This window comes from Moorena sp., from assembly GCF_982860115.1.
Window position 1 is genome coordinate 9395 of the sequence record NZ_CEYLVT010000059.1, and the last position, 25123, is coordinate 34517.

12 protein-coding genes and 1 pseudogene are annotated in these 25123 nt (G+C 43.3%); 5 read left to right on the forward strand and 8 right to left on the reverse strand.

Translation table 11 applies throughout. The features are described from left to right. The 3 genes from AC4II3_RS12575 to hemC form a co-directional block, all read right to left on the reverse strand. A partial coding sequence (locus tag AC4II3_RS12575; RefSeq protein ID WP_490722819.1) for a two-partner secretion domain-containing protein occupies positions 1-2186 on the reverse strand: 2186 nt, incomplete at its 3' end. A 305-nt stretch (positions 2187-2491) separates the two neighbouring features. Continuing rightward, positions 2492-3919 (reverse strand): glycogen synthase GlgA, encoded by a 1428-nt coding sequence (glgA, locus tag AC4II3_RS12580; RefSeq protein ID WP_488011069.1) that lies wholly within the window; start codon positions 3917-3919, stop codon positions 2492-2494. Between the two features lie 323 nt (positions 3920-4242). After that, complete coding sequence (gene hemC / locus AC4II3_RS12585) at positions 4243-5208, reverse strand: hydroxymethylbilane synthase (protein ID WP_488011067.1); 966 nt, start codon at positions 5206-5208, stop codon at positions 4243-4245. Between the two features lie 1377 nt (positions 5209-6585). Between hemC and urtA the strand changes: the two genes are divergently transcribed. From urtA to AC4II3_RS12605, 4 genes are all read left to right on the forward strand, one after another. Continuing rightward, positions 6586-10848, forward strand: a complete 4263-nt coding sequence (urtA, locus tag AC4II3_RS12590; RefSeq protein ID WP_488029318.1) for an urea ABC transporter substrate-binding protein — start codon at positions 6586-6588, stop codon at positions 10846-10848. A 414-nt stretch (positions 10849-11262) separates the two neighbouring features. Continuing rightward, positions 11263-11676, forward strand: a complete 414-nt coding sequence (locus tag AC4II3_RS12595; RefSeq protein ID WP_488015082.1) for a hypothetical protein — start codon at positions 11263-11265, stop codon at positions 11674-11676. 152 nt (positions 11677-11828) lie between these two features. Continuing rightward, complete coding sequence (locus AC4II3_RS12600; RefSeq protein WP_488015084.1) at positions 11829-13055, forward strand: SpoIID/LytB domain-containing protein; 1227 nt, start codon at positions 11829-11831, stop codon at positions 13053-13055. Positions 13056-13139: 84 nt separating this feature from the next. Next, entirely contained in the window at positions 13140-14342 is a 1203-nt protein-coding gene (locus AC4II3_RS12605) for an argininosuccinate synthase (protein ID WP_488015086.1), read from the forward strand. Between the two features lie 74 nt (positions 14343-14416). On the opposite strand, the gene AC4II3_RS12610 is transcribed toward AC4II3_RS12605, so the two are convergent. Together AC4II3_RS12610 and AC4II3_RS12615 are read right to left on the reverse strand one after the other, a co-directional pair. Continuing rightward, positions 14417-15046, reverse strand: a complete 630-nt coding sequence (locus tag AC4II3_RS12610; protein WP_488015088.1) for a DedA family protein — start codon at positions 15044-15046, stop codon at positions 14417-14419. Between the two features lie 226 nt (positions 15047-15272). Then, complete coding sequence (locus AC4II3_RS12615) at positions 15273-15521, reverse strand: Ycf34 family protein (RefSeq protein WP_044492409.1); 249 nt, start codon at positions 15519-15521, stop codon at positions 15273-15275. Positions 15522-15732: 211 nt separating this feature from the next. Between AC4II3_RS12615 and AC4II3_RS12620 the strand changes: the two genes are divergently transcribed. Beyond that, the gene (locus AC4II3_RS12620; protein WP_488015090.1) at positions 15733-17004 is read left to right on the forward strand and encodes a tRNA nucleotidyltransferase/poly(A) polymerase-related protein; all 1272 of its coding nucleotides are present in this window, start codon (positions 15733-15735) and stop codon (positions 17002-17004) included. 182 nt (positions 17005-17186) lie between these two features. Here AC4II3_RS12620 and AC4II3_RS12625 read toward each other — a convergent pair whose 3' ends face one another. The 3 genes and pseudogenes from AC4II3_RS12625 to AC4II3_RS12635 all read right to left on the reverse strand — a co-directional run bounded on the left by AC4II3_RS12625 (position 17187) and on the right by AC4II3_RS12635 (position 25073). Next, the gene (locus tag AC4II3_RS12625) at positions 17187-19304 is read right to left on the reverse strand and encodes a response regulator (RefSeq protein ID WP_488029319.1); all 2118 of its coding nucleotides are present in this window, start codon (positions 19302-19304) and stop codon (positions 17187-17189) included. Further along, positions 19288-19548 (reverse strand): annotated as a pseudogene (locus tag AC4II3_RS12630) (ATP-binding protein); the annotation flags it as partial. The gene AC4II3_RS12625 and the pseudogene AC4II3_RS12630, both read right to left, overlap by 17 nt. A gap of 149 nt (positions 19549-19697) precedes the next feature. Then, entirely contained in the window at positions 19698-25073 is a 5376-nt protein-coding gene (locus AC4II3_RS12635; protein ID WP_490722820.1) for a hybrid sensor histidine kinase/response regulator, read from the reverse strand. Positions 25074-25123: the final 50 nt, after the last annotated feature.

Sequence of the window (25123 nt, forward strand, 5' to 3'; positions counted from 1 at the left end):
TTGGTAGTCATTCCTTGACCTTCCCTAGTCGAAGAATTCCCGAGCAAATTGGTAGCCATTCCTTGACCTTCCCTAGTCGCATTTGAAGATGGCTCCCCAGTCTTAATTTCTATATCACCTGAATCTGAGCTCGTTGAAGTCAAAAAGGATTCTGGTGGAAGAATGGTAGAATCACCTGTAGAAATAGCTCCCTCTGTACCATTAGTAATACTATTTCCCACCTCAAAGGGGGTTTGCCCGTTTCCCCCATGACTGATGGTGATTTTTCCTCCACCATCTCCCCCAACTGTAGCAATGCTGACTGCTGTTTCTTGGCCCTCGATTAAGGTGTCAAACGTTCCAGTGGCTCTAAAAAAACCTTCTGTGGTAATTTCCACATTGCCCCCTTTCCCATTACTACCACCTTGGGCATTGATCCAGCTAACCTGAATATTATCGCCATCGAGGGTAACATCCCCTCCCTTGCCAACTGTTGTTGATGAGTTAAGCTCTTCTGTGCTCAGAGTCTCAGACGCTTTGATTGTAATGGCTCCCCCATCTGTCTTGATATCACCTAGAGTGACATTAACGCCATCAATGGTGATATCTCCAGAAAATTTCAGAGAGACGTTGGGGGCGGTAATATCATTACTAGTATTCAGAATAATGTTGCCCAAAACTTGTTCTAGGGCATTCGCGCCAAGGGTAAAGCCAGCTGTCTCGCCATTCCCCGACAAAATTTCCATCAGATCAAAACCAAGGGGATTATCTGTTAGCTGCTGACCAGCAATCCCTGTCCCAGGTACAATAGTAATGTTATTGTGGTCAAATGTAATCGTGCCGTTTTCACCTTCAGGGGCGGTGACATCAACTTTTTGGCCATCAAAGATTAAAGTCTGTTGGCTAGATATCTCAACTGTCCCACCATCTGATGTCCTACCATTTCCGGGCTGCGAAGTTTGCTCTTGAGCGCCACGGGCAGTAATCTCCCCGTAGAATGCTGTTGTTTCCTCTGACCAGACAGTAACTCGACCGCCGTTTTGATTTGAATTTTTTCCATCAACGTTAATCACGGAATCACGGCTGACAAAGGTGCGATTGGCATTTAGTTTTACATTGTCTGGATTGTCTTGGGGGTGCTTCCCAATCCACACCTGGCCACCATTACTGCCAGAAGAGTCAATCGTGGCATCAATTAGAGCAATGCGATCGCCTAATACTGTTACACTGCGTCGCCTAAGTTCTGGGTTGGAAACATCTAGAGTACCCGAGACAATGGTTGTTCCTGTCTGAGTGGGAACTGTGGTGCCAGAATCCGTCAGCTGCACGGTGTTGGAATTGGCACTAAGTCCAGTCTCAACGGCTTGGGCTGGTCCTGTGAGTAGCGCTGGTATATCTAGTGCGGTAATTAATGGTTGCCCATCTAGTGTACGAGGGGGGTCAATCTCTAGATTCAACAAATTTCCAGATTGAGAAATCTTAACCAGACTCTCCCCTGGTACAGCAGCGATAGTAATGTTGCCTCCCTCTGCCTTCAGTTGCCCAGTGTTAATCACACTACCCGCGATGAAGGCGATCCGTTGATTGTCTGGCACTTCCAGGTCACCAGCGTTAATGATACTTCCAGGTTGGGCTAAATCAAAGGCAAAGCTAGTGGGGTCATCAATTAAGTTCTGGTAATCATTATTGTCCCCAAAGGCATTAAACCAATTCCCGTCCTTAAAGCCAATCCCAGTGGCTGTGGTTGCTGTAAAGGAAGCAGGGACATCCAGTCGAGCATCAGCCCCAAAAACAATCCCTGCTGGGTTCATTAAGTATAAGTTAGGGCTCCCATTACCGCTTGTGATTTTAATTAGACCATTAATAATTGAGGGATTACCGCCTACGACTCGCCCCAAAATATTCCTAACCTGGGGATTATTAGAGATAAAATTGGCAATTTGACCGGAATCGAGTCCAAATTCCTCAAAACTGTGGAACAGATTCTGTTGATCGCCACTAGAGAGGGTACCACCAGTGATATCGAAGCTTTGACCATTAGGAGTTACAATAGTTCCTGCACTGTCTTCTGCTGAGGTGATTTGTGCTATTGCTGGTAGCCCACTTGAGGATAGCAACATGGCTACCCCCCAGGGCATGACTTGATCTATAGATAAGCGGTTGAGGAATGAAGGAGAGATTTTTCGAGAGCCTTGAGGGGTGAACATCTTGCCCTCTAGGGGGCTGCACCGCCCTTGGTACTTATAAGAATTGCTGCGCTTGGGTTTTACTACCGGTTTCCCCATAATCTTCATAGCAACCCCTAACGTTCTCTGTCTAGTAGTCATGCAGTGTAGTGGTCATGCACCTAGTTGTAAACAGCTGTAGCACCGATCCACTATGGGAAAGTGGTGCTAATTTCACCCTTATTTAAAACTAAAATAGCCATGGTACAATAGCCATGCTAAAATAGCCGTCCTTAGTGATCACTGATCACAGTAACAGAATAGGTGTAACATAGGGAATGTTCTGTCTAGCTGGCAACAACTAAATGGTTGTCTTGTGATACCTGCTGAGGTGCTTCTGCAGGTGATCCTACAATATCTTGGTACATATTGATATATTGCTTGGCTGACTTTTCCCAACTAAAGTCTTGGCTCATAGCTCGTTGCTGCAAACTCCGCCATTCTTTCTTGTAGCGGAAACCTTCCCAAGCTCTAACCATACAAGTATATAAATCTAAGGGTTCGTAGCGGTCAAAGCAGTAACCCGTGCCAGTTTGGTTGATAGGATCATGGTGGTAAACTGTATCCACCAAACCGCCAGTACGTCGTACAATGGGGATACAGCCGTAACGCATAGCCAGCATTTGGCTAATCCCGCAGGGTTCAAAGCGGGAAGGCATCAAGAATACATCACTACCAGCATAAATCCGTCGAGCTAGAGGATCGTTATATAGGATTTGAGCAGACATTCGTCCTGGATAGCGGGATGCGATTTCCCACAGTTGGGTTTCATAGTAGCGCTCTCCCGTACCTAGGACTAAAAATTGACAATCGGTGTAAGCTAGGAAACCCTGTAAAACTTGAACCAGCAGGTCAATCCCTTTCTGTTCCACTAAGCGGGAAACCATACTGATCACACAGGTATCAGGGTTGATAGCTAAGCCGACTTCTTTCTGGAGGGCTAGTTTGTTTTTGCTACGGATGTCGATAGTATCAGCGGTGAAGTTGTGAGGAATGTAGTTATCGGTTTCGGGATTGTAACTTTCTGTATCAATCCCATTGACAATGCCAACAGTTTTACCACTGATAAATGACAGCAAACCTTCTAAGGATTCACCGTATTCAACAGTTTGGATTTGTTGAGCGTAGGTCGGAGAAACAGTATTTACCCGGTTAGCGTACTGTACAGCTGCCGCCATAGTATTATGACCTTGCATATACCAGGGACACCAAGTAATTTCTTCTAAGCGCCAGCGCTGGGGGCCTTGATAAGCCAGGTTGTGAATTGTGAAAACTGTGCTGATATCTGATGATTGGTGCATCCAAACGGGAATCATGCCCGTGTGCCAATCATGGCAGTGAATAACATCAGGCTTCCAGTAGTTCCAAGCAAACTCAGCTGCACCATTGGCAAATAGGGTGAATCGCCAGTCTTCATCATCTCCAGAGTAGATTTGGCGACCAGCAAAGGCAGCATGACCAAATAGGTATAAGGGGACATCAGTATTTGGTAGTAGGGTTTCAAACACATTGAAGTGTTGAAACATAGCATTACCGGACCACACTGGTTCCTCTGGAATCGCCATTTTATCGGGCAAAAAGCCGTAGTAAGGCATGAAAATTCGGACATCGGGTCCCAATTGCCTCAAGGTTTTGGGTAATGATCCCACTACATCCCCCATACCGCCAATTTTCGCGATGGGAGCTGCTTCCGCCGCAACGAATAGAATCTTCATCTGTTAGTTGTCAATTATTGGTTGTTAGTGCCTTTGAAATAGCTGCGAGCTTGAAGGATGAAGTGCATTGGATAAAGCCTGAAACATGGAGCAGAACTTTTCAGGAATTGACCTTTAAATCCTGTCAGACTTGATCGAAGAACCTTCAGCTTTCCGGCTATCCTAGATTACTCTAGCCTTATGAAAAATTCTACGGGAAAAGAAAAAGGCTATGGCTTAAAAAACCTTTTCCTTAGCCTTTTCCTACACTGAACGCGGATCAGGAAAATTATAAAATCGATAGCCCTTGGAACAGGAATAGAATTGACGTTTCAGGTAGCTTCCTATTCCCGCTCGATTTGAGCCAAAATTTCCTCCAAAATCTCTTGAGCTCCCTGTTGTTTGAGCTTTTGGGCAAGTTCGATTCCCAGATTTTCTGCCTGACTCGAATCCCCTTGAATGGTATCTTTGACAAGTTTTTGCCCATCGACACTAGCGACTATAGCTGTTAGGGTTAGGGTATTGCCTTCCAACTGAGTGTCTACACCGATCGGAACTTGACAGCCACCTTCGAGTTCCCTTAATAATGACCGTTCTGCGTAACAGCGTTGAGCAGTGGGGGGATGTGCGATCGCATTGAGCAGTTCTAAGACTTCTTGATCATCGAAGCGGCATTCAATTCCCAAAGCCCCTTGTCCCACAGCATGGAGCGAGATCTCCGGTGGTAAAATTTGGTGAATGCGATCGTTCATGTCCAGTCGTTGTAGCCCAGCTACTGCTAAAATCAGTGCATCGTAGTCACCAGCATCCAGTTTGGCCAGTCTAGTGTTTAGGTTCCCTCTGACATCTTTAAAACTCAGATGGGGAAAATGGTAGCGCAGCTGAGCCAGCCGTCTGAGGGAGGAGGTTCCAATTACCGAGCCTTCTGGCAACGTTTCTATCTGTTTATCTTGGTGCTTTTGGTGCATTACTAAAGCATCTGCGGGGTTCTCCCGTTCGGTGACGCACCCTAACACCAACCCTTCTGGCAATCTGGTCGGCAAATCTTTGAGGGAATGCACCGCAAAATCGATCTCATCCCTAAGCATTCCCAATTCCAGTTCCTTAGTGAATAACCCTTTATCCCCAATCTTAGATAAAGCCACATCCAGGATTTTATCTCCGTGGGTACTCATAGTCTGGACTTCAAACTCTCGGTCTGGAAAATGCTTTTTCAGTTGCTCTTGTACCCAGTAAGTCTGGACCAGAGCAAGTTGGCTTTTCCGAGAACCGATGCGAATTGTCCGGGCAGGACTGGTGGTAGAGGTCATAGGGCTGTCAATTTCTACAAGGCTGATTAATTTACTTGTTCTAGACTACCGCAGAAGGTGACGTTTACGTTTCCGTTTCTGTCATTAGCTAGTTGTCATTTGTCATTTGTCAAAAACTCAGGTGTAGTATCTTGTATTTATCAAATATCTGAGGTACATAAGGCAAGGGATTTTAGGGAACTCGAATCCCCCTTACATTATTACGGGGGAAATGAAATCCTAAGAGCTAACTTCGGATCAGGTAAACAATCCTGTGTACCTAATTAATATGACACCGGTATTCGCAAGAATCAATAAGCAGACATTATTATCAACAATATTGAAAAAAAGGGCAATAGTGCTGAGCAATCTTGGCTTAATATGGTCATAATTTTTGCCCAATATCACATTTTGCTCAATTTTTATTGCGCTTACCCTGATTAATATGACAGTGGTATTCCCCTCTTATTTTGAAATGCCTAGGACGAAACCTTAGAATAAGGCAGCCTTTATGGTTGGTCGGCTATGGGAAAAAGGGTTAAAACTGTGCGGATTTTGGCTGCCTTATTCTTACGGTAACTTCAAATGGATATGAGCGTTATACGATAAGTATTTTTGCTTAGTAATTTTTAAATATTTGTCTTAGATGCAAAGGGCGAGTGGGGTAAACCCGCTTTGGCGGACTGCATCGCTTTTGAGTAACGCTTCTATACTTTAGATGCGTTTGCTCTGATTAATATCAGAACCGCTATAAATGAAAACCGCTATAATTCAAGACTCATGACTCGAAATCTGATCTACTGGAGTGGTGGGATGGGTTAAGCTTTATCAGCTACGCCAAAATTTTTTTCAGTGATAGTATTCAAAGACACATCATGGCTTTGTAAACAATTGTATAGTCGTTATGTTGAAATATATTGAGTTCACAGGAAATTTTAACTTACTTATACTATTGTTGTACTAATTGGTTGAGGTGCAGTGTAATTGACTTGCGGAGGGAACAGGTCAAAGGTCGGAGGGAATAAAATGGAAAAATTACAACTAAACTTTATGAATTTTTACCTAGATTTTGCCACTTTTCTCTTGATTCTCTAAATTTTACTTCTATGACCACAACTGCAGCAGAAACTAAGCCATCTTCGAGTCTAAGTAAGGGTGGGTTGTGTAAATAGTTAACGGGTTGACCCGAAAATATTTCCTTTACCCTCACGGAAATTCCTCCCCTAACACGGTTTTCTCCTGACTTAATCAGGGTGCTCGCTACATTCGCACTTATATAACATTGATTTTTTAAGAGTAGCTCACGTCGCCTGCGGTTGCTCGGTAAACGCAGCGTGAGAGGCTTATGGGTGCTTAAAAGTTAAAGATTTGCAAATAAATATTGCAGGAATTTAAGCAATGCCAAGTTTCAACACTGATAACCCCTGTATGCGAGTTGGTATATTGCATTCGCAGCGGGGTACTATGGCAATTAGCGAAGCCCCCCTGGTGGAAGCTGAGCTGATGGCGATCGCAGAAATTAACCAAAGCGGAGGAGTTCTTGGTCAACGTATCGAAGCGATCGTTGAGGATGGTGCATCGCAATCAGCAGAATTTGAGAGCAAGGCCAGAAAACTGATTCAAGAGGATCAGGTAGCCACAGTCTTTGGCTGCTGGACGTCTGCTTCTCGTAAGGCAGTTTTGCCAGTATTCGAGGTGTTAAATTCTCTGCTATGGTACCCCCTACAATATGAGGGTCTGGAATGTTCCCCAAATATTTTTTATACCGGGTCTTGTCCAAATCAACAAATTGAGCCAGCGGTGAACTGGCTGGTGAAAAATTACGGTAAGCGATTTTATCTGATCGGTAGTGACTATATTTTCCCCCTGACTGCCAACAAGATTATTAAAGCGCAACTGAAACAGCTGGGGGGGACAGTGGTTGGGGAAGATTACATTTCTCTAGGCACTCAAGATATCGGTGAGGTGATCACCAAAATTAAACAAGTTCGACCAGATGTGGTCTTCAATACCCTCAATGGTGACAGTAATGTAGCCTTCTATCGGCAGTACAAATCCTCTGGAATTACAGCTGATGACATTCCGATTATGGCAGTGAGTGTGGCTGAGGCAGAACTGCAAAGGATAGGGGATACAGCGGCGGGACATTATGCCAGCTGGAGCTATTTCCAGAGTCTGGACACTCCTAATAATCAACGGTTTGTCGAGAATTTTCAGCGTCGTTACGGAGCTAACCGAGTTACTAGTGACCCCATTGAAGCCGCCTATGCCCAGGTTTACCTCTGGAAACAAGCCGTGGAATCCGCTCAATCATTTGAAGTAGACCGGGTAAGGGTGGCAGCTTATGGTCAGAAATTTGATGCTCCGGGAGGATTAATCCAAATTGAACCCAATCACCACATTGGCAAAGAATGCCGGATTGGACGGATTTTACCTACTGGACAATTTGAAATTGTCTTTACTAGTGAACGTCCGATTAAACCCCTACCCTGGTTAGGGGTTGAAACCTATAATTGTACCTGTGATACACAAACTCACCAATACAATCAGTCGTCTAGCGCCACACCATTGATCGAACCCTACAGCACAAATGTGGTGATTGAATTATTGGCTGAGGTGGCTCAATGGATTGAGAAAGCTAGGTATCTAGAAACCAATACTCAAGCATTAGAAATGGCAACGGAACAGTTGAAACATGAAATACTTGAGCGGCAACGAATTGAAGCAGAACTCCAGAAAGCCTTCGATGAGCTAGAGCTAAAGGTTGAACAACGAACAGCTGACTTAAAAGCATCTAATGCTCAGCTCATGACCGAGGTGCGAGAACGTCAGGAAGCTCAAGAAGAACTAAGGGCAGCTAAAGATCAGTTACAGGCCGTGTTGGAAGCGGTACCGGGGATTGTCTCTTGGATTAACTCGGATTTGCAATACCTAGGTGTGAATCGCCATTTAGCCAAAACGTTTAACTTGCCCTCAGAGGGGTTTGTGGGTCAAGACATTGGGTTTCTTCAGGCTAGCTCAGAGTTTAATGACTTTGTCAAGGAGTTTTTTGCCACTCCAGAACAAGATGCTTGCCGAGAGGTCTCGGCTATCGTCAATGACGAAAAGCGAAACTATGTAATTGTTGCCCAGAAGTACCATCAAGGCTCAGCTGCTTTCACCGTTGGGATTGATATTACCGAACGTCAGCAGGCTCTTGATGACCTGCGCAAGACCAAAGATCAGTTACAGGCTGTCTTAGAGGCAGTACCGGGGATTGTCTCTTGGATTAGCTCAGATTTGCGCTACTTGGGTGTGAATCGCCATTTAGCCAAAACGTTTAACTTGCCCCCAGAGGCTTTTGTGGGTCAAGACATTGGGTTTCTCCAGGCTAGCTCAGAGTTTAATGACTTTGTCAAAGAGTTTTTTGCTAGCTCAGAGCAAGATGCTTCCCGAGAGGTTTCGGCTATTGTCAATGACGAAAAGCGAAACTATGTAATTGTTGCCCAGAAGTACCATCAAGGCTCAGCTGCTTTCACTATTGGGATTGATATTAGCGAGCGTCGGCAAGCTGAAGAAGCGCTGAGGCAAGCTGAAGTGAAATATCGCAATATCTTTGAAAATGCTGTAGAAGGCATCTTCCAAACCACCCCGTCAGGAGGTTACCTTAGTGCCAACCCAGCTTTAGCTCGCATCTATGGTTATGAGTCCCCAGAAGTATTAATTAATACTGTCTCTAATATTGAGCAGCAACTTTATGTTGATCCGAACCGTCGCTCCCAATTCATCCAGTTATTAGAAGAAAATGGTATGTTAGTGGATTTCGAGTCTCAAGTCTATCGTCAGGATGGCAGTTTGACTTGGATTTGCGAAAATGCCCGTGTCATTAAAGATGAATATGGTAATTTGCTCTATTACGAAGGTACTGTGGAAGACATCTCTGAGCGTAAGCAAGCTCAGGAAGCGTTGCAAAAAGCCAATGAAGTGTTAGAAACCCGAGTGGAGGAACGGACTGCAGCACTACGGGACGCTAATCATCAACTACGGATTGAGATTGTAGAGCGCATGCACATCGAAGCAGCACTACGTAAATCCGAAGCTGAGTTGCGGGTGCTATTTGGGGCGATGACAGATGTGATTACTGTTTTTGATGCTCAAGGACGATACATGAAAGTAGTCTCTACCAATTCTGAGGTTTTATATAGTCCAACGACCGAACTACTTGGTAAGAGTGTCTACGAGGTTTTGCCCCCCAAGCAAGCTGAACTTTTTGTCACTCATATCCGGCAAGTCTTAGATACTAAACAAACCTTGAATATAGAATATAGCTTACCCATAGGAAATTATGAACTAGGAAGTATTAAGGATGCAATTAGTTCTAAATCAAACTTGAATGGCCAAAAACTTTCGGACTTCGATTCCGAGAATATAGTCCATCAAACTAACAAATCTTGTCACACTTTATCCGATTATGAAAAACTTTCGGACTTCAATGGCCAAAAGCTAGTTGGGCAAACTGACAAACCCTTTCATACTTCACACTGTACCCCTCATAATTCCCAGGTGTGGTTTGCTGCGAGCGTCTCACCCCTGCCAAACAATTGTGTGATTTGGGTTGCTCGTAATATTACGGAGCGCAAACGGGTTCTAGATGCACTCCAGGAAGCTGAAGAGAAGTATCGTAGCATCTTTGAAAATGTTGCTGAGGGGATTTTTCAGATTACACCGGATGGGCAGTACCTGAGTGTCAATCCAGCTTTAGCTCGGATGTATGGCTACTCTTGCCCAGAAGAAATAGTGGCTAAAGTGACCGATATTGAACAGCAACTCTATGTCAATCCCAACAGCTATGCTGAGTTTATTGCTGCTGTTGAGGAGCATGGTGCTATCTCTGATTTTGAAGCTCGGGTTTATAGACAAGATGGCAAAATTATCTGGACGTCTCAGAATGCTCGTTTTGTGCGTGATGCTGAAGGGAAACTACTGTACTACGAAGGCACTGTCGCCGACATTACCAAGCGGAAACAAGCAGAAGCAGCACTAAGAGCTGAACAAGAAAAGTCGGAACACTTGTTGTTGAATATTTTGCCTCACTCCATCGCCCAACGATTAAAACAAGAGCCAAAAGCTATTGCAAATCGCTTTGACGAAGTAACAATTCTCTTTGCTGATATTGTGGAGTTTACCAAGCTTTCTGCTCGGATCTCTCCCACAGAATTGGTTAATCTACTTAATCAAATTTTCTCAAGCTTTGACCAACTAGCGCAGCACCATGGATTAGAGAAAATTAAGACCATTGGAGATGCCTACATGGTTGTTGGTGGTCTACCTAACCCTAGAGATGACCATCCAGAAGCGATCGCAAACATGGCATTGGATATGCAACAGGAAATTAGTCGTTTCCAGCGGCATGATGGAGAAGCATTCCGCCTGCGCATCGGGATTAACACTGGTCCTGTAGTAGCTGGGGTGATCGGTATCCAGAAGTTCATTTATGACTTGTGGGGGGATGCGGTTAATGTGGCATCTCGGATGGACTCTCAAGGGGAACCTGGGAAAATTCAAGTTACTGCTAACACTTACGAGCGTTTACGAGACAAGTATTTGTTTGAAGAGCGAGGGATTATTAATGTTAAGGGCAAAGGAGAGATGATCACCTATTGGCTGACTGGAAGAAAGTAAGTGATTGTTGTTCGCGTAGCGTGGCCTTTTGGCCAAGGTTTTTCGCTTTTGGCGTTCCCGTAGGGTAGAATAGCAGGTTGAAAGTTAAAGGTTGAAAGTTAAAGGTTGAAAGTTAAAGGTTGTTCGCGCACGCGTGGCCTTTTGGCCAAGGTTAAAGGTTGAAAGTTAAAGGTTGAAAGTAAGCAGGTTGTTCGCGCACGCGTGGCCTTTTGGCCAAGGTTAGCAGGTTGAGGGTTGACCCCCCTGCCGATCTTTGAGGGGATCAAAGCTTGAGTGTTAACTAGCCCTTACCTTATTAATCCTCCATCTGCTTCTGCTTTTAGATAGAAATTTTTGGCCAGGTGTTCCTTTACCGAGTCTGATGGGAATCCTAGAGGAATAAATATTTCTGATTTACTAAAATCTAGGTTAACCATGAGCAGAGTTTCTGTTACCCAACAGATTGGTTTGATGTTAGGTATCTCCGTTGTGTTCGGTAACTGTTTTGCCAGTCGCAGTCTTGCCCAAACACTTTTTGAACTTGATGGTCGTGCTTACTTGGTGGGAGCTGATGGTGCTTTCCTGGGTTTAGTTTCTAGTAACCCTGTGGATGAAAAGTCGATTTGTAATCAGCTAGGGGATTATGGTAATCTGTCTGGCGAACATAGTGTGTGGAATCGGCAGGGAAATTATGGGAGTTCTAAGTCACACCTCAGTGCCTATAACCCCAGCACAGAATTACCCCCTGCAATTTATTACAGAAAGGCTCAAATCGGTTTTTTGACGGTAAACCCACAAATCAAAAATTCTTTTGATCCTGATCTGTTATTCCAAGCTTTCTGTAAATAACAACTTCATCGGTTTTCAGGAATCACCCTTGCTCCCCTTCTTTAAGAAACTAAGGAGGGGATAAGCTGTCTGTAACTGTCCAGAATCCCAATCAGACTGCTGTATTATATAGTGTAATAGCAGGTGAAGGAAGTGTTTAATTTTACTCACGAATGAAGAAATCAGTGTTGTGGTCAATTGCCCTATTTTCAATTGCCCTATCTGTACCTTTAGTCTTAGGGAAATCTCTGTCACCTGGCTCTGAGTTAGAAACATCTTCCTCAAGGTCTTCTGCTCCAAATTCCCCAGATCAAGTTTCCCCTGAGTCGGATGGGTTGTCTAACCAAGAGGATACCACCACATCTGAACTAACCTCTACCGCCACAAGTCAAACACCATCCCAATCTCCTACCCCCAAGGATCAGAATTCCACTGTCTCTAAGTCACCCCCCTCACCAACCCTAGCCCAAACTAAAGCTACCGAAGCATCAACCTCTAGCAAGCAAGACAGTAAACAATCTACTGCTACTACCAAGGATAAATCCCAGGATAAATCGGATAAATTAGCCAAGACTGAGTCTTCTAATCACAACAACCAGCCGCCCAGCCAGTCTGAAGAAGCTACCAAAAATCAGCAACCAGCACCAAAGCCATTGAATGATGCTCCTATCCTAGAAATGCGAGTTGCTGTAGCCAATGGTGTTAAGTCTCTGGTAGTGGCTACCTCAACACCGGGTGAGTTACTGGATGCTAGGGGTAAGCCCCTGGGTAAACTAACCGCCAATCAGGGAAGTAATGTTAAACCATTAGGGGACTATATTCAAATTGGTAACTATAAGACCCCCGCAGGGCTTTGGGTGAAGCCAACTAACGGAGGATATGTATTAGTAGGAAATCGGTGGTATCGAGGGGATTTGCTATTGATTTCTAAGGGAGATAGCATCTTGGCAGTAAACTACGTTGACCTTGAGCTTTACCTGACTTCTGTGGTGGGAGCGGAAGTGTATCCTAGTTGGCCAATGGCAGCTCTGAAAGCACAAGCCATTGCTGCTCGCTCCTATGCTTTGGTTCATGCGATTCGACCCGCTAGTAAGTTCTATGATTTGGGAAACACTCAGCGTTGGCAAGTTTACAAAGGAATCAAATATGAGTGGAACACCACGGCTCAGGCAGTTCAAGAAACTCGCGGCATTTTTCTAAGTTACAAAGGTGGGGTGGTAGAGTCCTTGTACGCGGCTTCTGACCATATTGTCAAAAATGTATTTGGTGGTCAGGGTATGAGTCAAACTGGAGCTCGTGACTTGGCTAAGCAAGGTTACACCTATCAAGAAATTTTAGGCAACTATTATCCAGGGACTAGTTTGGCTTGGATTGATACTGTTGAAGCGGATTACGATTAGAATTTTGTGGCAATTCAGCAACCGTTTTCTGGAAATATGTGGATAGAATAGATATTTTGTTGTTTTCCACAGGGTGAAACTATCATGAGCCGTGCTGAAAAAGTTGTTCTAGCATATTCCGGTGGCGTAGATACGTCGGTTTGTATCCCTTATCTTAAAGAAGAATGGGGAGTAAAGGAGGTGATAACCCTAGCGGCAAATTTAGGTCAGGGAGATGAATTAGAACCAATCAGACAAAAAGCCTTGGACGCTGGGGCAACAGAATCCTTGGTTGCTGATGCTACCTATACCTTTGTCAAGGACTATGCTTTTCCAGCCATTCAGGCTAATGCTCTTTATGAAAGTCGCTATCCCCTCTCTACTGCTCTGGCTCGTCCCCTGATTGCTAAATTATTGGTGGAGGCTGCTGAAAAATACGGTGCAGATGCGGTAGCTCATGGTTGTACCGGTAAGGGCAATGACCAGGTGCGTTTTGATGTGTCGATTATCGCCCTTAACCCCAACTTGAAAATATTGGCACCAGCTAGGGAATGGGGTTTCTCTCGTGAAGATGCGATCGCATATGGTGAGCGTTTTGGTATTCCCTCACCAGTGAAAAAGTCTTCCCCCTACAGCATTGACCGTAACCTGCTAGGGCGGAGTATTGAAGCGGGGGTGCTTGAAGATCCGATGGTAGAACCACCAGAGGAAGTTTATGCCATGACAAAAGCGATCGCAAATACACCAGACGAGCCAGAATATATTGAAATCGGCTTTGAGCGGGGTGTCCCCACTATACTTAACGGTAATCTCCTTGACCCCGTGACTTTGATTAGTCAACTCAACGAGTTAGCTGGCAATCACGGTGTGGGACGGATTGACATGGTTGAGAACCGGGTAGTCGGTATCAAAAGCCGAGAAATTTACGAAACACCAGCGCTATCGGTTTTGATTAAAGCTCATCGTGACTTGGAAAGTCTGACCTTGACCGCTGATGTTACCCAGTACAAGCGAGGGATTGAAGACACCTACAGTCAAATGGTCTACAAAGGCTTGTGGTATAGTCCTCTTAAGGAGGCTTTGGATGCTTTCATTCAAAAAACCCAGGAGCGGGTATCCGGTACAGTCAAGGTTAAACTTTTCAAGGGTAATGCCGTAATTGTAGGACGTCAGTCAGAGAATTCTCTCTACACTCCGGAACTGGCTACCTACACCTCAGAAGACCAGTTTGACCACAAGGCTGCTGAGGGTTTCATCTACTTGTGGGGATTACCCACTCGGGTGTGGTCAGCAAAAACCAGGAGTTAGGAATTTTGGGTTACGGTAATTGGGTTACGGTAATCCTTAACTACCAATTACCGATTACCCTTAGCCAATCTCAATTAATCCCCGATCTCCAATTTCTGTCTACGAGACTCAAACCATTTAGGAACAACAATCGAGCCAATCACCAAAATCAGAGCAATAATCGCAAATTTAGATACCGAAGAGATTAATAGTTCCAGAGGTATCAAGCGTCCGCAAAAGTAAGATAAACTGACCATCACCGATGCCCAGATACTAGCACCAGCGAAATTGCATAATAGAAATTTTGGGTAAGGCATTTGAACAATCCCTGCCATTGGACCAGCAAAGATCCGCAGTATTGCCACAAATCGACCAAAAAAAACTGCCTTAGCAGCGTTTTTACGAAATTCGGTTTTAGCCTCTGTCAGTTGTGCTTCTGTGATCCGGACTAAACCCCCAATTCGCAGTAGTAAGGGCCAACCACCGATTTTCCCAATCCAGTAACCACAGTTATCTCCTAAGACAGCACCAGCGATCGCAGAGCATAGGACTACCCAATAATTGAGTTCGCCGCTACCTGCACCGAAGCCACCTACCAGGGTAATGGTTTCTCCCGGTATGGGAACCCCAGCGTTTTCCAGGGCAATCCCAAAAAAAACTGCCCAGTACCCATAGTCCTTAGCTATGTCCTGGACTGTTTCCAACGATAAAAGCTCAAAAGACATCCAGCGTTACAAAAATTAATACTTTTTAATATCTTGGCTCGATCGTGTCTTTTTTGTCAATTAAACCAGTATTATAGAAAATACTGGACAAACACAACGAGTAGCAATTCGAGCTTTTATCAAAAGCTTGCTCGGTTAAATTAAAACTTTACTGGCGATTAATCCGATGCTTATCTTAGGTGCACAGTGGAGCTTCTCGCCAGAATACCTAAAATTCACAATCCCATCAGGTTGGTACCAGCTCACCAGGACGAAGCTTTGCCCACTTGCCAGTTTCCTGCTTAAAGCTATTACACCCCACAACGTCCCATTCCATTTCGATTATATCTTCAGTAGAACGGATATTGACATTGATGGTAGGCTCAACCGCTTCAAAGTTGGGAGATTCCGTCAGGTGAGGAACCTGATGCTGGGTTTCCACAGCATGGTATGTAGTACAGCGGTCTACGTAGTGGCAGTTAATGCAAATACACATTGCTTAAACTCCAATTCCTTTATTTTAGCATAGCTCAAACCAGACATTTTTTGAGTAGCTTATACGATAAAATAGTTAACTATTGGGTACTTTGTTGACTACTTTATTTTCCAAAAAATTTCTGTTTACGATTCCGAAGTTGCGATGTTATCTATTCGAGTTTAGCACATATTGATATATAGTATTCATTCTGATATTTCAGAAAATGACTATGACTAATTATCAAACTGCTCTATCACCCGAAAATTGGCCGTTTAACTGGGAGTTACTCCCTTCTGACGCTTGCTTGGTGGGTGGTGCGGTTAGGGATGCTCTGATCAACCGACAGTCAGATTACTTAGACTTAGACTTTGTTTTACCCACTAAAGCAGTACGGACAGCAAGCAAGCTAGCAAGACGTTATAAGGCCGGATTTGTGGTTTTGGATGCCCAGCGTCAAATAGCTAGGGTAGTGTTTGGCAACGCCACAGTTGACTTTGCTCAACAAGACGGGGATAGCTTAGAGGCTGACTTACATAGGCGAGATTTTACGATTAATGCGATCGCATTTAATCCCCACACCAAGCAATTCATTGATCCATTACAAGGTATGTTGGATTGCCATAAAGGGATAATCCGGATGGTGTCACCAGAAAACTTACAAAATGACCCATTACGATTACTGCGGGGTTATCGACAAGCCGCTCAGTTGGGTTTTCAGATTGACCCAGCCACCCAATCAGCGATTAGAAAGGTAGCACCGTTATTGAGCCAAATTGCAGCAGAACGAGTACGGACAGAATTGGGCTATCTCCTCAAGTCACCTCAGGGTGTACCTTGGCTAAAAGCGGCCTGGGAGGATAATGTATTACGACCATGGCTGCCTGATGCCACCGCTGAGGGTTTCGAGCACATGGCAGCAATTAACCAATCCGCGATGGTACTGGCAGAAACCTGGCCTAAGCTTGGGGTGGAATTGAACTTAAAGGTGACTAAGCATTCTTTATCGTTGCTAAATTTGGCTAAGCTAGCAAATTTATTATCATCAATACCCGCAGTTGCTGAACAACAGCTGTTAGCGTTAAAGTACTCTCGTGTTCAGACTCGGATAGTAGTCAGGGCAATCCAACATTTGCCCCAATTGCTGTCTTATACTACTGCCAAGGAGATCTCATTACGGGAGCAGTATTTCTTCTTTCTTAACGTTGGACCTGTCTTTCCTGTGGTAGCGCTTTTGGGAGTTGCCAGGGGCATGGCTGTGGATACTATAGGACCCTTGATTGAGCACTATTTGAATCCCAATGACCAGGTTGCCCATCCCACACCGCTAGTTACTGGTAAAGATTTAATCAAATCCCTTAAGTTATCCCCTAGTTCTAAAATTGGTGAGTTACTGACTGAGATTCAAATTGCACGGATTGAGGGTAATATCGATAGTATTAAAGCTGCTCTAGAATTTGCTGCAAAACTGGACTCAATTAACTGTGGCTCTCAAGACAAATAACAAATAACAAATGATCTCAAATCCGATTAACTTATTATCATAAGCTATCAGCGATTAGCGCTACTAGATCGGTGCTTTTGAATAAAATAAGCTGACCGCTGACCGCTGACCGCTGACCACTGACCGCTGACCGCTGACCGCTGACCGCTGAATGCTTACAAATCACCTACTTAAATTAAAATTTAATCAAGATAGTTTTTAATAAAGTTCCGAATTCTTTTCATATTAAAATTATCAGTAAATTGATAAATGGTTTTGGCAAAGATCGCAAATTTATCATCCAATTGTTCTAGCTTTTCTAGTTCTTGGTTTATGGCAAACACATTGCCTCTCTTTGCAAGTTCATAGAGTTCGACTAGTACATCCGCTGGAGGAGGTACAATCCCTTCTGCTGGACTATCCTCAGAGGATGAATCAATTGTGGTTTGTGGGTTTGATTCAAGCTCTTCATACACCCATTCCAGTTGCAGATGCTGCTGTAACTTTAACAGTAATTCTTCAACTTGTAATGGCTTAGTAATAAAATCATCACAACCCGCCTGCCGACTTTTTTGCTGATAGGAATCAAATACGCTAGCTGAGAAGGCAAACACCACAATATTCTTCAAGTCTGGTGTAGCACGAATGCGCTTAGTCATTTCAAAGCCATCTAGCTCAGGCATGACCACATCAGCCATAATAAGGTCTGGTTTTTCCTTGGCTGCTTGCTCTAACCCTTCAAGTCCGTTACTTGCCTCTAGCACCTTAAATCCTAGGGGTTGCAACAACTCGATGATCACAGAGCGATTTTCCCATTTGTCGTCTACTATCAATAGTTTTGGGGACGGTCCAGTTAAACCAATAATTCTTTTTGGAGAGACTTGACAAGTATACTCACTAATCTCTGATACAGGAAACTCTATCTCTACAGAAAAAATACTGCCTTTGCCAAAGGTACTCTCAACCTTAAGACTACCCCCCATCATGTTGACAATTCTTTGGGTAATAGTTAATCCGAGTCCAGTTCCTTCAGCACAGCGAGACCTATCTCCCACTTGTTCAAAGGGCAAAAATATTTTTTCTAGTTGTTCTTCTGGCATACCTATGCCTGTGTCTTCAACTAAGAAACGGACTTGCGCGAAATCAACTTGTGGTGAATTTTGCCTTACCCTTATTCTCTCAACCTTAAATATGACTCTACCTTGGTCAGTAAATTTAATGGCATTTCCCAGTAAGTTTAGCAAAACTTGTCGCAGACGTTTTTCGTCAACAGAGATACCCTTGGGAATTTTATCACCGGGTTGGTAAATAAAGGAAATTCCTTTTTGCTGAGCTTTAATATTGCAAACGTCTACCACCTCAATAAGAAATTTTTTTAAATTAATATCTATGGGTGAAAATTCCATTTTTCTCGCTTCAATTTTAGAGAAGTCGAGAATGTCATTGATCAGATTTAGTAGATGTTTGCCACACTGGTAAATAATTCTAATGCCATTTTGTTGTTGGGGAGTTAAGATTCTGTCCTGCTGGAGAATTTGTGCATAACCTAAGATACCGTTGAGAGGAGTCCGCAGTTCATGGCTCATATTGGCGAGGAATTCACTTTTAGCTTGGTTGGCAGCATCAGCGACTTTTTTAGCTTTCTCTAATTCCTGGGTGCGGGTTTGAACTAATTCCTCTAAGTTCTGATTAAAATCCTGTAATTGTCCATAAAGGGTTGATAATTCTTGACGACTATTTTCCAGGGTGATAAGATCACGGTAAGATCTCAAGGCTGTAATCGCTGTTGTCACTAACTTGTGTCGAGTCAGTTCAACTTTAAGCTTATAATCGTTGATATCGTAATTTAGAATAACTGATTCTTCAGGGGCTTCTCCCGGCTGACCAGTGCGTAAAATAATCCTCACCAATTTGTTGTTTAGCTCTTCCCGAATTGATTGGGCAACTCTTAATCCCGCATCATTGGTTTCCATTACCACGTCTAACAACATGAAGGCTGTATCGGGATTATCGGCAATTAATTGTTTGGCTTCGTCAGCAGAATAAGCAGAAATAAAGATTAAGGGTTTGTCATCAAATGTGAATTGTTTTAAGGCTAGCTTGGTAACTTTGTGGACTTTGATATCATCATCGACTATCATCATTTTCCAAGCCGTTTGACTTTCCTCTGAGTGATTAGAGTCTTCCGTTTCATCAAAAACTAATTCTTCATCTTCATCAAAACATAATTCTTCATCATCCTCGAAAATTAGGTCTTGATCCTCTTCAAAAACTACCTCATCATCATCATCAGTTATTACCTCATTAATTTGGTTGAGCATTATCATACACCTCATCCTTGGATTCTTTGATTGCTGGAAAAGTCATCACAAATTGTGTTCCCACACCCACCTCACTTTCAGCCTTGATTGTCCCTTGCAGCTTTTGAACCACTAAGTTATTGACAATATGCAATCCTAGACCACTTCCTCCTTGATGCCTAGCTGTTGTAAAGAATGGTTCAAAAATTCTCTTCAAATTGTCTTTAACAATCCCGCAACCGTCATCGGTATATTCAACGATTACTTGATCTTCTTGACCGGTCTTGACAAAACTATAGCGCTATTTAAAACCTCACCTTTGATTAACTATAGCGCTAATTTAAATCCCCAAAGATTGTGGAGCTACCGTGTGGCTGGAAGTTGACCCTTCTGTTGAAATCTTCAGCAAAGTTTTTAGTTAGAATTGGACATTGATAGATTTTCTTCTACCAAAGCCAAAATCTCCGCTTCTTGAAAATCTTGTGCTAATTCCTTGAGTTTGTTGGCAAAAGGAAGGTATTTCTCGTCCAACTCCTCAAGATAGACCGCTCGTTCACAAATTTTCCTCATACTCCCAAGCATCGCTAACTCATATAACACTTCCATCTCCGAGTTTGGGGGAATTATAAATGATTCATTTAATACTTCCTCTAATGATTCTTTTTTGGAGGGATTGGCTACTGGTTGAATATCAGATTTTTGACGCGCAGCAGTGTCTTCATAGATCCACTCCAAAGCTAAATGCTGCTCTAATACTTGGAGTAACTGTAGTTGGTCTACTGGTTTAGAAATAAAATTATCACAACCAGCTATTCTGCTCTTAGTTTCATCCATTTCCCAGATGCTGGTTGAAACGGCTACAATGGTTATATTCTGGATTTGAGGTATCTGTCGAATTTCCTGAACAGCTTCAAAACCAGTTTTGACAGGCATAACTAGGTCAGTCAAAATCAAGTCGGGTTGGATTTTGCAAGCCAGTTGTACTTCTTCGAGACCATTGTTTCCTAAAACCACCTCAAATCCTAACGGCTCCAGCATGTTTTGCAAGACAGCACGGTTTTCGAGTTTATCATCTACTACCAATATTTTGCGGCGAACTCCTTGATAACCAATTACCTGACCGACTAAATTCTGTTCTGTTTTCAAAGCTATTTCCAAAGTTGGGAAGGTGACATCTAACCAAAACGTGGAACCTTTGCCCAGCTCGCTCTTAAGGTTTAATTCTCCCTTCATCAAGTCGATCAGTTTCTGGCTAATAGTTAAACCTAAGCCTGTACCATCAGCACGGTTGTGGATATCTCCAACTTGTTCAAAGGGTTGGAAAATTGTTTCTAACTGCTTCTGAGTCATTCCCACTCCTGTATCAATCACCTCGAAACGTAGAGTCTGGGGATGATTGACCTGATGGTTAACTCCTCCATTTTGGTTATTGAGTACGTTGACTTTAAACGTTACTTGACCACGATCAGTAAATTTGACGGCGTTGCCCAGCAGGTTGAGAAGTATCTGCCGCAGTCGCTTCTGATCGACTCGAATCCCAGAGGGAAGATTATCCCCTGGCTGGTACTTGAATAAAATATCTTTTTCTAATGCTCTCATACGGATAATTCCTACTACTTCTTCCAGAAACGTGGGCAAATGCGAGTCAGTAGGATAGAGTTCCATCTTGCCAGCTTCAATCTTGGCAATGTCGAGGAGATCGTTGATTAGAGTTAATAGATGGTTGCCACTTTGGTAGATAGTTTTTAAACCATTGGTTTGACGAGGATTGAAATTGCGATCGCGCATTAAGATTTGGGCGTAGCCAAGGATGCCATTGAGAGGAGTGCGGAGTTCGTGACTCATGTTGGAGAGGAAATCACTCTTAGCTTGGTTAGCCACTTCTGCTGCCTGTAAAGCCTTCTGTAGGTCTTGGGTTCTTTCGTCTACTTTCACCTGTAGACTTTGAGCCAATGCTTCGAGCTGTTCGTAAAGTCGAGCGTTCTGTAAGGAAATTGCTGCTTGAGACGTTAGCAGATTTAACACTTCTAATCGGTCTGGTGTAAAGGCTCCTGGGGTTAGATTATTTTCTAAATAGAGAATGCCGACCAACTTGCCCTGGTTTAAGATCGGAGTACAAAGGACAGATTTGGGCTCGCGGGTCTGTAGGTAAGGGTCGTTAGCAAACTTGGAGTCAGCACCGGCATCATTGAGAACTAAATTCTCGCCAGTACGAGCCACATAGTTAATCAGGGCTTTGGGTAACTGGTCACTGGTTGCTAGTGGGATTGACTGCAACCGAGTCTGGTCAACTCCCTCAACATCTTTAGTGGCTTCTATGAACAGTTGATGATCTCGTTGTAAAATTAAACAACCAAACTGCGCTCCAGCATTCTCTACTACAATTTCCATCAACTTATTGAGCAACTGAGCTAGGACGATTTCCCCAGAAATAGCTTGAGATGCTTTGACTACTGTGTTTAAATCCAGTATCAGGTCTGACCTAGTGCTGCTGGTAGTAGTACTGCTAATGGTTTGGGTGGAAGAGTTGGAAGACTGCTGGGTTCTGTTAACCAGTAAGTCGGGATACTTCTGTTCCAAATCTTCGACTTTACGTATTGCCCCCCAAAGCTGATAGCTATAGTGAGCTTTATTAATGTAAATTTGAGCAATGTCTGCTTTGCCTCGGCTTAACCAAAACTTAGCGGCTAATTCATTCCCTAGGGCTTGATTCTGGATAAAGCCATGGTCTTCAGCGGAAGCGATCGCTTGGTCATATAACTCCATGGCCTCTAGATGGTGACCAGATAAACGAGCCATCTCTGCTGCTAGCAACAGATAGTAATGCTGGAAGTTTTCAGGACAGTTATCTGCCCAACCTTTCATTTGTTCTTGGTTTGTTAACAGCTGCTGCCAATAGTGCTTTTTATCAACCTCTGAAGCCGAGGGGTAGAGACTAGCTAAACTCAGGGATTCGTAGAACTTTTTGACAGCAACCTGAACCTTAGCGGTTAGCACAGCAATAATTTTTTCGGCTTTTTCTGAATAATCAAGGGATTGACTGGGTTGGTCATACCAATACATAAGTATAGATTTGAGGATGTAATAGTGGCAAAGGGCATAGTCAGCATGATGAGAGTGGCAAGTTTCTAGATACTGGGATTCCGTGAGGTCTTCGATATCAAACGAAAATCTATCCCTAGTTTTTCCCAAAAGGTTGCATAGAACAAGCTTTAAGGCCAAAATTGAATCTTCCGCTAAACGATGATGATTTTTTTGAACTAATCTTAAGTACTCAGGTAACTCTTCTATAATTTTTGATAAGTTTTTCCCCCAATAAAATGGATTTACTAATTTATAGAGCAGTATATAACCAAGAAATATAATGTTTCCCGAAGCTAAAGCTGTCTGTAGTGCCTCATCTAAAATCTGCTCCGATTCTTTTAAGGGATTCACCCAAGGAAACAAATTATTGCCAAATATATAACAAGCCTGAGCCACTTTATCTAATTGGTTAAATCTCTTACTCAAATTGAGAGCAAGCCAGCCAATTTCATAGCCTAATTGAGAATCCCCTAACTCCGTACTGACTAACATCCCGTAAACCGTAAAACCATAGGCTGATTCAGCCACCATGCCATATTGGCAAGACAGCTCGACAATTTTAGACCCTAACCAAAAGTGTAATTGGTCTTGCTTGGTAATATAAGAAGGAACTAGCAGCCAATTTAATAACTTAATTATCCTCTTTTGAATTAGGTCATTTGCCTCTGGTTCATTCAGTAGCACACTGAGGGCTTGACCCTGAGTTTTGTGGTTAATTTGCTGTCTAGCACGTTCTAAACATAGTGATATAGTTTTTAGCTGGTCTGGTTCTGGCCAATCTAGTCCTAGCAGAGCGAGAGCTTGTTTACCAATTTCAATTGCCCTATGCTCCTGGGATATCATGGTTTGGTGTAGAATACTTAACAAATAAATATCTGCCTTGTCTACTAGAGACTCTACCCGAGATAGGAGCAAGTTAATTAATTTGTCTGCCTGCTCGAAATTACTATCCAATTGTTCGGTCTCTGCCAGTTGCTTATACAAAGCATAGGTGAGAGAGTAGTGAGTTTCCCAAGCATTATCATCCAGATACGCTATGGCTAGTTTAAAATAGTCTTTAGCTACTCGATAAGCTATATTTTCCTTAGCTTTTTTTCCGGCGTCTAAGTTCAACTGAGCCAAATCCGTTCTTTCTGTGGGATCTGCAATCGCATCTTGAGCTACGTTAAGATGATTGACCAGTTCAAACACCCTTTCCGAGCGCTCGGTCTCTGAGAGGTTAGTGCGCAAAAGCCGTCCAATCCTCAGATGAACTTTCCTTTTCTCCTCCTGATTGATTAACTCATAAGCCGCTTGTTGTACTCGGTCATGGAGAAATTGAAAATTGATAATTACCAGTTGAGACTCGATAATTTTTTCATCACTAGTTTTCAGCTCAGATGTTGGCAACACTAATCTTTCTTGAATAGCACTCAGTAAATCCCTAAAGGTATTTGTTAAGGACTTTTCATAGACAATCGAGATAGTAGTGAGGTTAAAATAATTGCCCACACAAGCAGCTAGTTGCAACACTTTCTGGGTAGTAGCTGGTAGTTTTTTAAGCTTCCTGACCATCAACTCTACCACATTATCAGTAATCCCTACCGCCTCAATTTCAGAAATATCCCACTGCCATTGAGCTTGATGTCCATCTTCAGGAGCTTTAAACCTTAGTAGGTTTTCGGTGTGAAGTGTTTGGAGAAACTGGTTGACAAAGAAAGGATTACCAGCGGTTTTATTCACCACCAATTTGGCTAATGGTATCACTGACTCTGGCTGAGTTTGTAAGGTATCAGCAATTAGTTGATTGATCTGGTTTTCTTGTAAAGGAGCTAAGGTAATTTGCTCAAAGGTAACGCCCAATTCCTCCAGCTTATCTAGGGTTAGCATCAACGGATGAGTGGCGTTGACCTCGTTATCCCGATAAGCACCAATTAACAATAAGTACTCGGTTTCTTCATTAGTCATGATTAGCTCAATCAACTTCAGTGTAGCGGTATCTGCCCACTGAAGATCATCAAGGAAAATGACTAGGGGATGCTCCTGAGCACAAAAGAGTTTGATGAAGTTCTGAAAAACTAAATTAAAGCGGTTTTGAGTCTCAGTAGGGGCAAGAGTTCCTACCGTGGGCTGTTTACCAATAATTAGTTCTACTTCAGGAATTACATCGATGATAACCTGTCCATTAGGATTGAGTACCGCTAGGAGTTTTTCTCGCCACTGGTTGAGTTGGTCTTCTGGTTCACTCAGCAGTTGTTGTACTAAACTAGAGAAGGCTCTGACAATAGCAGAGTAAGGGATATTGCGCTGAAATTGGTCAAATTTTCCAGAAATAAAGTATCCTCGTTGCCTAGTGACCGGTTTGTAAATTTCCCGTACCAGTGCTGATTTACCAATGCCAGAATAACCGGTCACTAGCATCATTTCACTTCGAGACCGGGGATTGCTCAAATTTTGGACTGGTTTGGAGCTGAAGTTAGATTTTCGATGTTGTTGGCTGTTGCTAGTTGCGTACGCAGCGACTCGCTCAAAGGCAGCGAGCAGTATCTGGACTTCTTGCTCTCTACCATAGAGTTTCTGGGGAATGTGAAAGGTTTCCGAAATGTCTTGAGTACCTAGGGGAAATAGTGCGATTTTGCCAGTGGTCTGTAACTGGTTCAAGCATTCTTCTAAATCCGCTTTGATGCCCCACGCACTTTGATAACGTTCCTCAGCAGTTTTCGCCATTAATTTTAGGACAATATCTGACAACAGTTGAGGAATCTGTGGAGAGGTTA